Raw genomic sequence first — 15353 nt, 5'->3', positions numbered from 1 at the left:
GAGGCCTGCGAGGCGCCTTGCACCGCGTATCCACGCATGGCGTGGATCTACTACAGCATCCCCGCAAACCGATAGATTCGCATCCTTCGTGGATGCAGCATTTCCAGTAGATCCACGCCATGCGTGGATGGGCGCATCAATGGGGTCAGAGCCCTTTCCTTCGGAAAGGGATACGACCCCGGGCTCAGTTGCCCAGCTTCTTCTGCCGTGCACGCTCGCGCGCGGCACGCTCGTCATCGCGCAGGCTCGGCCAGGCCGCGTGCAGGTACTGCAGGCCCGACCACAGGGTCAGCACGGCGGCAATCGCCAGGGTCCAGTCGCCGATGTGGAACACCGGCCAGCCCATCCAGATGTCTTCCACCGGCACGTTCGGTGCCACCGAATACAGCAGGCACAGCAGCGCGACCATCTGCGCGGTGGTCTTGATCTTGCCGATCATCGCCACGCGCACCTTGGCGCGCTGGCCCAGCTCGGCCATCCATTCGCGCAGCGCCGATACCGCGATCTCGCGGCCGACGATCACCGCCGCCCAGAATGCCATCCACGGCGTCGGATGGCCCTGCACGATCAGGAACAGCGCTACTGCCACCATCAGCTTGTCCGCAACCGGGTCGAGGAACGCGCCGAAGGCCGACTCCAGCTGGTAACGGCGTGCGATCCAGCCGTCGAGCCAGTCGGTGATCGCGGCCAGGCCGAAGATCGCCGCCGAAGCGAAGTTGGTCCAGGTGTAGGGCAGGTAGAACACCAGCACCAGCACCGGGATCATCACGATCCGCAACAACGTCAGCCAGGTGGGCAGGGTCAACTTCATGCTTGCGTGCTTCTCTCTCTACTCGGCCGCATCGGGCGTGGCCAACCCGTGCAGGTTAGCGTAGATACGTGCCGCGAGGGCGTCATTGATGCCTTCCACCTTGGCGATTTCCGCTTCACCAGCGGCTTTCAGGCCCACCAGGCCGCCGAAATGCTTGAGCAGGCTGGCGCGGCGGCGCGGCCCGATGCCGGGGATATCCTCCAGCTTGCTGGTCATCCGTGCCTTCTGGCGGCGCCCACGGTGGCCGGTGATGGCGAAGCGATGCGCCTCGTCGCGCACCTGCTGGATGAACTGCAGCGCCGGGTTGGCCGCGCCCGGGCGCAGCTCGCGGCCATCGGGCATCACCAGCGCTTCGTGGCCGGCGCGGCGCTCCACGCCCTTGGCCACGCCCACCAGCAGCACGCCTTCCACGCCCAGGTCGGCCAGTGCGGCCTGCGCCTGCGCCAGCTGGCCGGCGCCACCGTCGATCAGCAGCACGTCCGGCAGCACGCCCTGCTCTTCCACCGCGCGGCGGAAGCGGCGGTCGATGGCCTGGCGCATCGCGGCGTAGTCGTCGCCCGGCTCGATGCCGCTGATGTTGAAGCGGCGGTACTGCGCACGCACCGGGCCGGCCGCATCGAACACCACGCACGAGGCCACGGTAGCCTCGCCCAAGGTGTGGCTGATATCGAAACACTCGACCCGCTTGACCGGCTCGGCCAAGCCCAGCATCTCGCGCAGTGCGTCGCTGCGTGCGTGCTGTGCGTTGCGGCTGTTGAGCTCGGTGGCCAGGGTCAGCTGCGCGTTGCGGCTGGCCAGCTCCACATAGCCGGCGCGTTCACCGCGCACGTTCCACTTCAGCTGCACCTTGCGCTCGGCCGAGGCCGAGAGCGCGGCGACCAGCAGGTCGGCGTCGGGAATTTCGCGGTCCAGCAGGATCTCGCGCGGCGGCTCGAATTCGATGTAGTACTGCGAGACGAACGCGGCCAGCACTTCCTCCGGACTCTCCTCGCCGTTGGTGCGCGGGAAGAATGGGCGGGTGCCGAGGTTGCGGCCATCGCGGAAGGCCAGCAGCAGCACGCAGGCCTGCGAACCCTGCATGGCCACCGCCAGCACGTCCAGGTCGGCGGCGCGGCCGTCCACGTACTGGCGGGTCTGCATGCTGCGCAGCGAGGAGATCAGGTCGCGCAGGCGCGCGGCCTGCTCGAACTCCAGCGCCTCGCTGGCGGCCTGCATCTGCTCGCCCAGCTCGCGGGTCAGTTCGTCGCTCTTGCCTTCCAGGAACAGCGCAGCGCGGCGCACCGACTCGGCGTAGTCCGGCGCCGGCACCAGCTCCACGCAGGGCGCGCTGCAGCGGCCGATCTGGTATTGCAGGCACGGCCGCGAGCGGTTGCGGAACACGCTGTCCTCGCAACTGCGCAGCTTGAACAGCTTGTGCATCAGGTTCAGCGTTTCGCGCACTGCGGTCACGCCCGGATACGGCCCGAAATAGCGGCCGGGAATGGCGCGCGGGCCACGATGCAGGGCGATGCGCGGCCAGTCCTCGCGGGTCAGCAGCACATGCGGGTAGGTCTTGTCGTCGCGCAGCGAGACGTTGTAGCGCGGCGACAGCGACTTGATCAGCTGATTCTCCAGCAGCAACGCCTCGGCTTCCGAGCGCGTCACGGTCACGTCCATGCGCGTGATCTGCGAGATCATCGACATGATCCGCGCGTTCTTCGGGCTGCCGTTGAAATAGCTGCCGACGCGGTTGCGCAGCGCGCGCGCCTTGCCCACGTACAGCAGGGTGTCGTCGGCCGCGTACATGCGGTACACGCCGGGGGCAGTGCTGAGCTGGGCCGCGAAGGCCTTGCCGTCGAAGGCCGGGGCGGGAACGTCGGTCATTCGCTGATCGGGACTTCGCTGAGCACGCCGCTGTCGGGGTCGAATCGCAGCACGGCATGGGCGTCGGTCTCGGCGATCCACACCGCACCTGCGCCCACGGCCAGGCCAGCCGGGCCGTGCAGGCGGCGCGGCAGCGGCTGGGTGGTCAGTTCACCGCCGCCCAGGCGCAGCGTGCGCAGGCGACCGTTGCCGGTGTCGGCGATCCACAGCAGCGGGGCGTCCGCGCCCAGTGCGATCGCCTGCGGGAACTGCAGGCTGGCCTGCGCGCGCGGGCCGTCTTCACTGCCGAAGCGCCACGGCCCCTGCCCGACCAGTGTCTGCACCAGGTCACCACGCAGTTGCAGTGCACGGATCGAGGATCCCAACGCATCGGCGACGTACAGCACCTGCTGCACCACGGCCAGCGCGGTCGGTTGCGCGAAGGCAGCCAGATGGCCACTGCCATCACGCTCGTCGATGGAACCACTGCCGGCGCGCCATTGCAGGCTGCGCTGACCCAGGTGATAGCTCCAGATGCGGTTGTCGCCGGCCATCGCGATGTGCAGCTGATTGTCGGCGATGGCCAGGCCAACCGGATGGTCCAGCGAGACCTGCCGCGCCTGCGCGACCGGGCCTTCCACCGGCGCACCGGGTCGCCCGTTGCCGCACAACGTGTCGACGATGCCGGTCAGCAGGTTGATACGGCGCACCGCGTGGTTGCCGGTGTCGGCGACGTACAGCGAATCGCGCTCCAGCACCAACGCCTGCGGGCGGTGGAATGCCGCTTCGGCGAGGTTGCCGTCCATGAAATCGGCGGTGCCGAGGCCAAACTGGCGCAGGATGCGGCCGCCATGGCTGCATTCGAGAATGCGGTGATGGCCGCTGTCGGCGATGTACAGGCGTTCGGTGCTGACCGCCAGGCCCTGCGGGAAGCGCAGGGCCTGGCGCGGTTCCGGATGCAGTTCGCTGCCGCCACGCGGCGGCGCCGAAGGTGCACCCTGGCACAGCGCGTTCAAGGCGCGCTCCAGTTCACCGGGCGCGCCCTGCCCGACCAGCCGTTGCTGTTCGCGGCCCTGCGCGTCCAGCAGCACCATCGTCGGCCAGGCGGTAACGCCGAAGCGGCGCCAGCCATCCCAGTCGGCATCGAGCAGCACGGGCATGCTCAGGCCCTGACGGCGCAGCAGCTTCAGTGCGGCCGTGGCATCGCGTTCGAAATCAAAACGCGGCACCTGCAGCACCAGCGGCTGCAGCTTGCCCGGGTGGCGCGACATCCATTGACCGAACTCGGCCAGGCGTTGCGCACTCCAGGCGGAGGCCGCATTGACGAACAGCAGCGCGACCGGCCGGCCGCGCAGTTCGGTCAGGGTGCAGGGGGTGGCATTGAGCCAGGTGGCGAATTCGGGCAGGTCCGGGACGGGCTGGACGTTCATGACCTGATTATGCCGGAGTCGGCGTCATGCAACAGTCGTGCCACCGCACGTTTTGCAGCATCGTCGACCAGCGACCAGACCTGTTCGAAATGATCGCTGCCGCCGGTGTAGGGGTCAGGGATGGCTACCCGCCCCTGCCCGCCGGACCAGGGCAGGTACAACGCCAGCCGTTCACGCTGGGTCGCCGACGCCAGGCGCCCGGCATCACGCAGGTTGGTCTCGTCGGCACACAGGATCCAGTCGAAACGGTCGAAATCCACCGCCTGCAGCTGACGTGCGCGCAGGCCGCCAATGTCCACGCCGTGTCCGGCCGCGCAGGCGATCGCGCGGCGGTCCGGCGGCTCGCCCACGTGCCAGTCGCCCGTACCGGCCGAATCGACCTGCACCCGCCCGGCCAGCGGCGAGGCATCCAGGCGTGCGCGCAGCGCCCCTTCGGCCATCGGCGAACGGCAGATGTTGCCGAGGCAGACGACCAGCAGCCTCATCGCGCGGCCATCGCCTGCAGCAGCCCCTCGGCGCGCTCCAGGTCCTCGGGCGTATCGATGCCCGGCGGGAACGGCTCGGGCGAGATCGCCACGCTGATCGGGTAGCCCGCTTCCAGCACGCGCAGCTGCTCCAGCGATTCGACCTGCTCCAGCTGGCCCGGCGGCATCGCCGCGAACTGCTGCAGGAAGCCGGCGCGATAGCCATAGATGCCGATGTGGCGCAGCCAGTCGTGGCCGTCCGGCAGCGTGTCGCGGCTGCGTGCGAAGCCGTCGCGGTGCCAGGCGATCGGCGCGCGGCTGAAGTACATCGCCTCGTTGCGCACGTTGCGCACCAGCTTCACGACGTTCGGGTCGAACAGGGTGTGTGCGTCCTCGACGGTCGTGGCAAGAGTCGACATCGGCGCAGTGCCAGCGACCAACGCATCTGCCACCGCGCGGATGCCGGTCGCCGGCGCGAACGGTTCGTCGCCCTGCAGGTTGACCACCACCGTGTCATCGGCCCAGCCGGCAATGCGTGCGCACTCGGCCAGGCGATCGGTGCCCGAGGCATGCGTGGTCGCGGTCATCGCCACCTTCACCTCGGCCAACCCGGACAGTGCATCGGAAATGCGTGGGTCGTCGGTCGCCACCCAGACCTCGCGGGCACCGGCCTGCAGCGCGCGGCGCGCCACATGCAGCACCAGCGGCTCACCGCCCAGCGGGCGCAACGGCTTGCCCGGCAGCCGCGAGGCGGCAAAGCGGGCCGGAATGGCGACGACGAATTCGGTCATGCGGGCGGTTCTCGGCAGGCTCGTTACAACGGGAATGCGGCCAGCGGCGCGTGAATGCAAGCGCCGCGGCGCCGCTCAGTTCGGTCGCAGCTTGTCCAGGCGATCGGTCAGCGCCACCCAGAACGCGGCGGGCAACTCGGCGCGCAGCGGAACCGCGTAGTGCCAGTCGTTGCCGAACGCCCGGCATTTCACCGCATCCTTTTCGGTCATCAGTACCGGCAGCTGGCTGCCGAAGGACAAGTCCTGCGGCTGGTAGGCCTGGTGGTCGGCGAATGCATGCGGCACCACGCCGATCCCGCGCGCGCGCAGCATGTCGAAGAAGCGCTGTGGATGGGCGATGCCGGCCACCGCGTGCACGCGCTGGCCCTTGAAGTACGCCAGCGGGCGCGCGCGGCCACCGGCCAGCGGCTGCGCACTGTCGATGTGCAGGGCCATTGGCCACTGGCCGAAGCCACAGGCCTGTGCCGCGGTTTCCTCATCGGCCTGGCCGAGGTTGACCACGCGGAAATCGCACTCGCTGGCGCGGCTGACCGGCTCGCGCAACGGCCCGGCCGGAATCATCCGGCCATTGCCATAGCGACGCTGGGCATCGACCACTTCGATCTCGATGTCGCGCGCCAGCCGGTAGTGCTGCAAACCGTCGTCGCAGACGATCACATCGCAGCCGGCCTCGATCAGCGCCTTGCCCGCAGCAACCCGATCACTGTCCACGCGCACCGGTACGCCGGTCTTCCAGGCGATCAGCACCGGTTCGTCACCGCCCTTCGCGGTTGGCGTATCGGCCTGCACCCACAGCGGCTTGTCGGCGTCTTCGCGACCATAGCCGCGGCTGGCCACGCCCGGCTTCCAGCCGGCCGCACGCAGGCGTTCGACCAGCGCAATGGTCAGCGGCGTCTTGCCGGTACCGCCAGCCGTGATATTGCCGACCACGATGACCGGCACCGGCAGCGAATGGCGCTTGCGCCAGCCACGGCGATAGGCGCGCCGGCGCAGCGCGGTGACACCTGCGTACAGCGGCGCCAGCAGGCGCATCGCCCACGGAACCGGGGTGCCGTCATACCAGTACGGCGGGGTCTGGGTGCCCTTGCCGGCCATCAGTCCTGCCTTTCGCGGAACTGCATGCTGTGCAGATGCTGGTACAGACCGCCCAGTTCGAGCAGCTCCTTGTGCGTGCCGCGTTCAACGATGCGGCCATGATCCATGACCAGTACCTGGTCGGCATGCTCGATGGTCGACAGCCGGTGCGCGATGACCAGCGTGGTGCGTTCGGGCATCAGGCGCTGCAGCGCGTCCTGCACCAGGCGCTCGGATTCGTTGTCCAGCGCCGCAGTGGCTTCGTCGAGGATCAGGATCGGGGCGTCGCGCAGGATCGCGCGGGCAATGGCCAGGCGCTGGCGCTGGCCACCGGACAGCAGCGCGCCGTTCTCGCCCACCGGGGTCTGCAGCTGCTGCGGCATGCGTGCGATGAACTCCCACGCGTTGGCGGCTTCGGCCGCCGCGCGGATCTGCTCGTCGGTCGCTTCCATGCCATAGGCGATGTTGGCAGCGATGGTGTCATCGAACAGCATGACCTTCTGCCCGACCATTGCCACCTGCCGGCGCAGGTCGGCCAGCGGGTAGTCGTCCAGTGCCACGCCGTCGAGGGTGATGACACCGCCGCTGGGCTCGTAGAAGCGTGGCACCAGCCGGATCAGGCTGGTCTTGCCACTGCCGGAACGGCCGACAATGGCCGTCACCGTGCCTGGCCTGGCAACGAAGCTGATGTCGTCCAGGGCGATGCCGCTGTCCTCGCGGTAACGCAGCATGACGTGGTCGAACGCCAGTTCGCCCCGCACGCGCTGCACGCGTCGCTGCCCCTGGTCGCGCTCCACTGGCATGTCGAGGATGCCGAACAGGCGCTCGGCAGCGGACACACCGCGCGAAATCGAGGTCTGTACGCTGGTCAGGCGGCGCAGCGATGGAATGATGGCCATCATCGATGTCATCAGGCCCATGAACTGGCCGGCATTGAGCCGGCCGGCCAGGGCTTCGCGGGTCGACACCCAGACGATCACCGCCAGCGCCAGTGCGGCCAGGAACTGCACCACGCTGGAGGCGGCGGCGCGGGTGACCTCGACCTTCATGTTCAGCGCCAGCATGCGGTTGGCCAGGCGCGAGTAGCGCGAGATCTCATGTTGCTGGGTGCCGTGCACCTTCACTTCCTGCTGCGCGGCCAGCGACTGCTCGGCAGTCTGCGCCATGGTGCCCATGCCGTCCTGGATGCCACGGCTGATGCGCCGGTAGCGCTTGCCCACGTAGGACACGATGCCACCGATCAGCGGCACCACGAGCAGCATCGCCAGCGTGACCTTGACACTCATCTGCAGCATCACCGCCAGCATCGCGACGATGGTGAGGGTATCGGCCACCACGGTCTTCAGCGCGTCGGCACTGGCCTGGGTGACCTGCTCGGTATCGAAGTTCAGGCGGCTGACCATCACCGGCGTCGCTTCGGTATCGAAGTGCGACGACGGCAGGTGCAGGTACTTCTGCAGCACCTGCTCGCGCAGGTCGCGGACCACGCTGCGACCGGTCTTGGCCAGCGTGTAGTCACTGACCCAGGTGGCCACGCTGCGCATCAGGAACAGGCCGAGGATGGTGAGCGGCAGCACCACGGCCGCGCGCGGCTGCGGGTCGACGAAACCTTCGTTGACCAGCGGCTCCATCAGCTTGGTGAAGTGGTAGCCGGCCAGGGCCTCGACCACCATGGCGATGACCGCGCCCACCATGAACACCCAGTAGGTGCGGGTGTAGCCCAGCAGACGTTTGTAGATCGGCCACACCGGCGCGTGATGGGAACTCATGGACGCACCTCTGGCGCAGTTGCAATGGCGATACGACGGAAACCGAGTTGACCGAGCGCGTCCTGCGCAGTCACCACGGCCTGGTAGGGAGTGCGTGCGTCGGCGCGCAGCAGTACGGGCTGGCTGCGGTCACTGCCGGCCACGGACGCGATGGTCTGCTTGACCGACTCGACGTCGCTGCGCAGCACTTCCTGGTCATTGATGAAATAACGGCCTTCGGCGTTGATCAGCACGCTGAGCGAACGCGGCGGCTCGTTGTTGGGCTGCTGGCTGGCGGTAGGCAGCTGCACCTGCAGCGTCGAGCGCGCATCGAAAGTGGTGGTGACCACGAAGAAGATGATCAGCACCAGGATGACGTCGATCAGCGGGACCAGATCGATATGCGGTTCATCCTGGGAGCGGTCATTGCCGATACGCATCGATCAGGCCTTCGCCGCAGCGGCGTTGGCCGGTCGCGCCGGCGCGACCGGGTTCATCACCCCGGGGCGACCGTCGAGTGTGTCCAGCAGGGCACTGGCTTCCTGCTCCATTTCCACCACGTAGCCGTGGATGCGGCCCTTGAAGTAGCGATGGAACATCAGTGCCGGAATGGCCACGATCATGCCCGTGGCGGTGCACACCAGCGCCTTGCCGATACCGCCGGCCAGCTGGTTCACGTCGCCCACCCCATGGTCGAGGATGCCCAGGAACATCTGGATCATGCCGATCACGGTGCCCAGCAGGCCCAGCAGCGGGCCGGCCGAGGCAATGGTGCCCAGCGCGTTGAGGAAACGTTCCATGCGGTGCACCAGGTGGCGGCCGGTGTCCTCGATGCGCTCGCGGATCTGGTCGCGCGGACGATTGCGGGCTTCCAGCGCGGCCGCCAGCAATGCCCCCAGCGGCGAGTTGGCACGCAGGGTCTGCAGGTGCGCCGGGTCAAGCTTGCCGCGTGCGGCCCAGTTGCGCACTTCCTGGCCGAGGCCGGGCGGCAGCACTTCAGTCCGCCGCAGGGACCAGAAACGCTCCAGGATGATCGCCAAAGCCAGTACGCCCAACAGCAGCAGCGGCACCATCGGCCAGCCACCGGCCTTGACCAGTTCCCACACGTTTCAACCCTCCGGCCCAACGGCCGCTTGTTTGATCGGCGATAGGATAACAGCCGACCGCGCCCGCCCAGCGGCATCCCACCACCGGGATGCATGGATACGCTGTTCACGCAGCTGCAGCCCTTGTGCGCCAAGCCATACGCGGATCGCCCCGGACTCCGCAGTGGACACCACCTCGGCTCCCTGCGCCTGCCAGCGCCGGACCACGTCCCGGCGCGGGTGGCCGAAGCGGTTCTGGTGCCCTGCCGAAACCAGCGCCAGCCGGGCTGACACCGCCGCCACCCAGGGCGCGCTGGAGCTGCCGCCGCTGCCATGGTGCGGCACCAGCACCACATCCGCCTTCAGCGCCGCCGGAGACGCCCGCAGCAGCGCCTGTTCGGCCGGGCGGCCGATGTCCCCGGGCAACAGGACCCCACCATGCGCGCTGGCCACGCGCAGCACGCAGCTGTCCTCGTTTCCAGCCCGCTGGCTGCCGGCATCGGGGTGCAGCACCTGGAAGTCGACGCCGTCCCAGCGCCAGCGCAGGCCGCGCTGGCAGCGCCCGGCCCCGGCGATCGCGCTGCCCGGCGGCGCCAACAGGGGCAGCTCCGGCAACTGAAGGCGCAGGCTCGGCAGGTTGCCGGCATGATCGAGATCGTCGTGACTGATCAGCACGCGGTCGGGCCGTGCCTGCCCCAGCGCGCGCAATGACGGAACCAGGACCCGCTCACTGCCCTCACCCCCGATCGGCGGTCCCACGTCGTACCAGAGCGCATGCCGCGCGGTGCGCAGCAACACCGCCGTGCCCTGCCCGACGTCGTGTACCAGCAGTTCCAGCTCCCCCTCGGCCGGCCGCTCGCGCAATGGCCACAGCAGCGGCAGGCACAGCAGGAGGCCAGCCAGCCCGCCCCCGGCACCACGTGGCAGCAGCCACCAGAACACGCCCAGCAGCGCCGCCGGCACTGCCCAGGCCGGTGCCTCGGCCAACCACCACATCGCCTGTGGATGCGCCGCCAGTGGCTGCAGGGCCTGCCAGCTGGTTTCGAACAACCACGCCGCTGCACGCCACGCCCAGCACCCGGCGCCGTCATGCAGCACCTGCAGGGCGGTGCCCAGCAGTGACAAGGGCACCACCAGCAATGTCCACCACGGGATGACCGGGAGGTTCACCAGCGGCCCCAGCCAGGCGGTGCCACCGAACAAGGCGATGCCCAGCGGCAACAGGCCGACGCTGGCCACCCCTTGTGCGGCCAGGAACCCGCGCAGGTTGGCGACCACCCCACGCGGACGTCACTGCGGCAGGCACCAGACCAGCCACAGGACGCCGCCGAAGCTGAGCCAGAAGCCCGCGGACAGCACTGACAGGGGCGCCGGCAGCAGCAGCGCCAGCGCCGCCAGGGCAAGCCCCTGCACGAGACCCAGTGGGCGCCGCCCGCTACGCGCCAGCGCCACCAGCCCGATCATCAGTGCGGTGCGCACGGTCGGCAATTCACCGCCAGCCAGCACCGCATAGCCCGCTGCGGACAGGGCCGCAGCGCAGGCCGCCGCCTGGGGGCGTGGCCAATGCCGGGCCAGCAGCGGACACAGCCACCACAGCCCTCGGCACAGCAACGCCCCCAGTCCCGCCACCACCCCGACATGGAACCCGGAAATGGCCACCAGATGGGTCAGGCCCAGCGCCCGCAACTGATCCCAATCGGCGTCGGACAGGCCACGCGTATCGCCCAGGGCAAGCGCCTGCACGAAGCGCGCAGCTGGATGGGCCACCTGCACGGCGATGGCGGCGCTGGTGCGTTCACGCCATGCCGGCAGGCCATGCGCGGCTTGAAGCTCGCACGCGCTGGCCGGCGTCCGCACCGTGCCGTTGCCGGACACGCCGCGCAGCAGCGCATGGCGTTCACCGTCGAAACCACCGGGATTGATCCGCGAACGCGGCGCCCGCACGCGCAGGGCCAGATGCCACTGCGCGCCGGCCAGGACCTGATGGCGCCCACGCCCGGCGTCGGTGCCATCAGCGGCACGCCAGGCATCGTTCCACGTGACCTGCAGGCGCTTGCCGCGCAGCGATGGCAGTTCGCTGCTCTCGCTGACCTGCAGCAGGAAGCGGGTGTGCGCGGCTCCATGGTCCGGCAGGTCGATGACCCGTCCACTGACCACCACATCCCGTGCTGGCTGGCCTGGCGGCAGCTGTTCCTGCATTGCCCAGTGCCCGTGCATCGCCGTCCATCCGGCGCCCAGCAGCACGACCGCGGGCAGGCGCCCCCGCCAACGCAGGCCCCACCCCGCCATGCCAAGCACGATCATCACCATGCAGCCCCACAGCGGCGGCAGCTGTGGCAGCTGCACGCAGGCCAGCGCCCCCAGTGCCAGCGCCGCAGCGGCGCCACTGCCCAGCAAGGGAGAAGGGGAACGCTCGACGGCCATGGGTCCAGCCTGCCGCTACCGGCGGCAGGTTGCCTATCGGGACTTGCCCCGCAAACGCGTCAGCGCCGGACGCTGCCGCGATGGAAATTGACCCGGAAGCTTGCGCCGCCTCCCGCAGCCTCACCGACACTGACCGAGCCACCGTGGTGCTGCACGATCTCCTTCACCAGGTGCAGGCCCAGGCCACTGCCGCTGCCCGCCGCGCGCAGGCGATGGAACGGCTCGAAGATCGCCTCGCGGTCGCTCACTGGAATGCCCGCGCCCTGATCGCTGACCTCCAGCAAGCCGCGCGCATCCAACCGCACGCAGATGGTGCCACGGCCACCACCATGCACGATCGCGTTGTGCACCAGGTTGGCAATCACCCGCCCCAGCGCCAGACTGTCGCCGTGGATCCACACCGGCGATTCCGGCGCGTCCACTTCGAATCCATAGCCGGCGCCGACCACCAACGGCGCCAGGTCCGCGGCGGCCTCACGCACCAGCAGCGCCAGGTCCAGCTGCTGCAATGCGCCGACATTGCGGTCAAGGCGCTGCAGATCGAGCAGGTGCTCGGCAACATTGCCCAGCCGCGCCACGTCGGTCAGCAACTGCGATTTCAACTCACCCTGTGGCAGCTGCGCCAGGCGCGCCTGCACCACGGCGATCGGCACGCGCAGCTCGTGCGCCGCGTCGGCGAGGAACTTGTCGCGCGCGGCGTAGCCCTGCTGCACCTTGTCGATGGCATCGTTGAACGCTTCCACCAGCGGCGCCACTTCCGTGGAGACCAGCCGCGCATCCAGCCGGGCACCGGGCTGGCCGATGTCCAGTTCCTTGGCCTGCTGCGCAGAACGGCGCACACCGCGCATGGCACGGTGGATCACAGTCGGCATCACCAGCAGGGTGACCACGATCAGTGGCAGGAAGAACCACAGGCCGATCAGGCGCAGCACCATCAGCGCGCCATCCAGCAGCCCGCCCTTGGGCGCGCCACCGACCATCACGGTGATGCGGCGCCCGTCCTCGTTGCGGATCATCACCCGCGCCACGTCCAGGTAAGGGGGCACCAGCGAGCCCAGTTCCGTGGCGCCCACGGTCGGCAGCCGCGCCAGCATCGGCGCGTGGATCGCTGGGATGGTGCCGCGCTCCAGCCACATGCCCTTGTCATCCACCGCGGCGAACCAGAGATTTCCCCCGGCGTTGGCATCGAGCTTGTCCCAGCGCGCCTGGTCCAGCACCAGGCGGCCGCCTTCGCTGTGCACCGCCTTGGCCACCGCCTCGGCAACGAACATGTCCATGCCCCAGGAGTCCTTGTCACCCCAGGTCAGGATCAACGCGACCACCGCGAACAGTACGGTGAAGGCCTGTGCCAGGAACAGGCGCCAAGCCAGGCCAAGGGTGATCGAACGGATCGGACGGGCCATCTCAGGCCTCCGCCAGCAGGTAGCCGACGCCGCGGATCACGTGGATCTCCACCCCCGCCCCGGCCTGCTGCAGCGCTTTGCGCAGCTTGGAGATATGCGCATCGAGCGCATTGGACTGGATCTCATCATCGAACCCGTACACTGCAGCCTCCAGGGCACTGCGGGTCACCGTGCGGCCCTGCCGCATCGCCAACGCCTGCAGCACCAGCACCTGCCGACGTGGCAATGCCAGGGGCTGGCCCTCCACCTGTGCCTGCAGCGATTCGAAATCGAACTCGAGCCGCCCCAGCCGCAGGCTGGGCGTCACCATCGCCGAAGGCCTGCGCGATACCGCGCGGATGCGTGCCATCAGTTCCTCGATCGCCACCGGCTTGACCAGATAGTCATCGGCGCCGACGTCCAGGCCTTCGACCTTGTCCGACAGCGTCCCCTTGGCGGTGAGCATGATCACCGCCAGGTTCGGCCGCAGCGCACGCGCCGACGCGACGAATCCAGCACCATCGCCATCGGGCAACTGTCGATCGAGCAGCAGCAGCTGGTGCACCGGTTCGCGCAACGCAAGCGCGGCCTCGGCCAGGCTGCCGACCACGTCGGCGACCACGCCCTGCCGCTCCAGGCCCGATTGCAGGGCGCGGGACAGATCAGGATCGTCTTCGACCAGGAGGATGCGCATCAGGGACTCGTCAACCGGAAACGCTGCCGATCATAGTGCCTGGGGCCATGGTTTTGCGCCCATGCATGCCAGCGGTTGCAGGCGCAATGTTCTGACAATGTTGCCCCTTCAGCATGCGCAGCCATCACCCGCAATGTGGCCGAACGATGCTGTCGCTGCCCCTGACAAGGACCCCCATGGCCTCCGTCTCCCCCACCGCAGAAGCTCATGCGATCCTGCGTGCACCGGACCTGGACAGCGCAGAACGCGCCTATCTGGGACTGATGCCCGACCTTGAACATGTGAATGCACTGGCCCGCCGTGCAGTGGGCCTGTCACGCGTTGCCGACGCGGCACGCGGCTATGCGTTGTCGATGACTCTGGTCGGACTGCGCCTGCAGGAGCTGGAGATGGGCGAGCCAACGGCCAGGGAACATCGCCAGGCCACCCTGCGCAGCCTGCGCCAGGCCTTCAGCGCCTGACAGCACCCGCACAGGCACTGCCGCCGCACCGGTGGCAGCGGGAGTCATCGGGTCAGCAGGTCCCGCCACCCGGCAGGCCCGGCGCGGCAGCGTCATTCAGCGCAGCGTGGTCCACGCCAGCAGCGCGCTCAGGATTGCGACCCAGATCACTGCCTTGAACGTGCCTTCCAGCATGTTGCCGCCGAACAGGCGTTCCATGAGCGGATTGGGCCTGGACACCGGGACGTGATCACTCATGCGGCAGTTCCTTGCAGTAATTGCGCAGTTGCGCAGTAGCGCCGAGTCTACGCCTGCGCGGCCCGGATTCATCGCCATCTGCCTGCCTTTGGCGGCCCAATCCCCGCCTTCGTCGCAGGCCGGCTGCGGTGCCCGGCCGACCATGCCAGCCTGCACGCACTTTCCCGCTGGAGCACCGTGCCATGCCGATGCTTGCCCTGATCCTGCTGTTCTCCAGCCTGTTCGGCGACGGCTGCGGGCCCACCGAGGATGCCCTGCGCAGCCAGATCCTGCGCACCGAGGATCGGCAGGCCATGCATGAAGCGCAGCCCCTTCAGCTCTATCACCTGCGCCAGGACCGCGTGCTGCGGCTGGGCAGCCAGCAATCGACAGACGACACTGGCGCCAGCCCTCATCCTGCGCTGGCCCGGGTAGGTGTGGCGCAGCTGTGGGAACGCGTCGACGGCCAGTGGCGCATCCAGCGTTCGATCAGCATTACCCACTGATTTCATGCCAATGAACCGGCACGGATGCAGCTTCGCGGGAACGCCAGGCTCGCCGGAACGAAAAAAGCCGGCCCCGGGGCCGGCTTTCATCGTTTCCACCGCTTCACCGGCAACGCCGGGAGCAGGTGGTGGGCGGTACAGGGTTCGAACCTGTGACCCCTACCATGTCAAGGTAGTGCTCTACCGCTGAGCTAACCGCCCATCTTGTTCTTGCCGCCCGAAGGCTGGCCTTGCTACGTAAAAACCCGGCGCCAGGGCCGGGCTTTGCAGTTCACGACAACCCTCTTCCGAGGGTTTCGTGGTGGGCGGTACAGGGTTCGAACCTGTGACCCCTACCATGTCAAGGTAGTGCTCTACCGCTGAGCTAACCGCCCGTTTTGCTTCTGCATTTCCGCGATTGCGTCGGTGCAGGCCGCGTATATTAC

14 protein-coding genes, 2 tRNA genes and 1 pseudogene are annotated in these 15353 nt (G+C 68.6%); 2 read left to right on the top strand and 15 right to left on the bottom strand.

Going from position 1 to position 15353, the window contains the following annotated elements:
• Positions 1-184: 184 nt before the first annotated feature.
• The 12 genes and pseudogenes from pgsA to ACSDHM_RS05635 form a co-directional block, all read right to left on the bottom strand.
• Positions 185-811: a CDP-diacylglycerol--glycerol-3-phosphate 3-phosphatidyltransferase gene (gene pgsA / locus ACSDHM_RS05690; RefSeq protein WP_005412825.1), complete on the bottom strand. Its 627-nt coding sequence runs from the start codon at positions 809-811 to the stop codon at positions 185-187.
• Positions 812-829: 18 nt separating this feature from the next.
• A complete protein-coding gene (uvrC, locus tag ACSDHM_RS05685) occupies positions 830-2674 on the bottom strand; it encodes an excinuclease ABC subunit UvrC (RefSeq protein WP_088497723.1) in 1845 nt (614 codons plus the stop codon).
• Positions 2671-4083: a hypothetical protein gene (locus tag ACSDHM_RS05680; RefSeq protein ID WP_053500512.1), complete on the bottom strand. Its 1413-nt coding sequence runs from the start codon at positions 4081-4083 to the stop codon at positions 2671-2673. The genes uvrC and ACSDHM_RS05680 overlap by 4 nt, the downstream gene beginning before the upstream one ends.
• Positions 4080-4568: a low molecular weight protein-tyrosine-phosphatase gene (locus ACSDHM_RS05675; protein WP_053500514.1), complete on the bottom strand. Its 489-nt coding sequence runs from the start codon at positions 4566-4568 to the stop codon at positions 4080-4082. Before ACSDHM_RS05675 ends, ACSDHM_RS05680 begins: the two co-directional genes overlap by 4 nt.
• Positions 4565-5338 (bottom strand): 3-deoxy-manno-octulosonate cytidylyltransferase, encoded by a 774-nt coding sequence (kdsB, locus tag ACSDHM_RS05670; RefSeq protein ID WP_088497722.1) that lies wholly within the window; start codon positions 5336-5338, stop codon positions 4565-4567. The genes ACSDHM_RS05675 and kdsB overlap by 4 nt, the downstream gene beginning before the upstream one ends.
• A 75-nt stretch (positions 5339-5413) precedes the next feature.
• Entirely contained in the window at positions 5414-6433 is a 1020-nt protein-coding gene (gene lpxK / locus ACSDHM_RS05665) for a tetraacyldisaccharide 4'-kinase (RefSeq protein ID WP_072166738.1), read from the bottom strand.
• On the bottom strand, positions 6433-8181 hold the full coding sequence (msbA, locus tag ACSDHM_RS05660; RefSeq protein ID WP_049438204.1) for a lipid A export permease/ATP-binding protein MsbA: 1749 nt from the start codon (positions 8179-8181) through the stop codon (positions 6433-6435). Before msbA ends, lpxK begins: the two co-directional genes overlap by 1 nt.
• A complete protein-coding gene (locus ACSDHM_RS05655; protein WP_005415977.1) occupies positions 8178-8600 on the bottom strand; it encodes an ExbD/TolR family protein in 423 nt (140 codons plus the stop codon). Before ACSDHM_RS05655 ends, msbA begins: the two co-directional genes overlap by 4 nt.
• A 3-nt stretch (positions 8601-8603) precedes the next feature.
• Complete coding sequence (locus ACSDHM_RS05650) at positions 8604-9266, bottom strand: MotA/TolQ/ExbB proton channel family protein (protein ID WP_061478482.1); 663 nt, start codon at positions 9264-9266, stop codon at positions 8604-8606.
• A 3-nt stretch (positions 9267-9269) separates the two neighbouring features.
• Positions 9270-11669: pseudogene (locus ACSDHM_RS05645) on the bottom strand (DNA internalization-related competence protein ComEC/Rec2).
• A 59-nt stretch (positions 11670-11728) separates the two neighbouring features.
• Entirely contained in the window at positions 11729-13072 is a 1344-nt protein-coding gene (locus ACSDHM_RS05640; protein WP_134971327.1) for a sensor histidine kinase, read from the bottom strand.
• A 1-nt stretch (position 13073) separates the two neighbouring features.
• Complete coding sequence (locus ACSDHM_RS05635; protein WP_049415866.1) at positions 13074-13745, bottom strand: response regulator transcription factor; 672 nt, start codon at positions 13743-13745, stop codon at positions 13074-13076.
• A gap of 176 nt (positions 13746-13921) precedes the next feature.
• Here ACSDHM_RS05635 and ACSDHM_RS05630 point away from each other — a divergent pair, with 176 nt between their 5' ends.
• Positions 13922-14206, top strand: coding sequence for a hypothetical protein (locus tag ACSDHM_RS05630; protein WP_053500526.1), 285 nt, complete (start codon positions 13922-13924; stop codon positions 14204-14206).
• Positions 14207-14302: 96 nt separating this feature from the next.
• Here the strand turns inward: ACSDHM_RS05630 and ACSDHM_RS05625 are convergent, their stop codons facing one another.
• Positions 14303-14443 (bottom strand): hypothetical protein, encoded by a 141-nt coding sequence (locus tag ACSDHM_RS05625; RefSeq protein ID WP_171955946.1) that lies wholly within the window; start codon positions 14441-14443, stop codon positions 14303-14305.
• A 182-nt stretch (positions 14444-14625) separates the two neighbouring features.
• Between ACSDHM_RS05625 and ACSDHM_RS05620 the strand changes: the two genes are divergently transcribed.
• On the top strand, positions 14626-14928 hold the full coding sequence (locus tag ACSDHM_RS05620; RefSeq protein ID WP_053500528.1) for a hypothetical protein: 303 nt from the start codon (positions 14626-14628) through the stop codon (positions 14926-14928).
• A 126-nt stretch (positions 14929-15054) separates the two neighbouring features.
• Here ACSDHM_RS05620 and ACSDHM_RS05615 read toward each other — a convergent pair.
• Both ACSDHM_RS05615 and ACSDHM_RS05610 read right to left on the bottom strand, forming a co-directional pair.
• A tRNA-Val gene (locus ACSDHM_RS05615) sits at positions 15055-15129 on the bottom strand.
• Between the two features lie 98 nt (positions 15130-15227).
• Positions 15228-15302 (bottom strand) — tRNA-Val (locus ACSDHM_RS05610).
• Between the last annotated feature and the right edge of the window lie 51 nt (positions 15303-15353).

Source organism: Stenotrophomonas sp. T8, assembly GCF_051853085.1.
Lineage (GTDB): Bacteria > Pseudomonadota > Gammaproteobacteria > Xanthomonadales > Xanthomonadaceae > Stenotrophomonas > Stenotrophomonas sepilia.
Note: the sequence above shows the minus strand (reverse complement) of the source record. Positions and strands in the feature narration are given on the sequence as shown.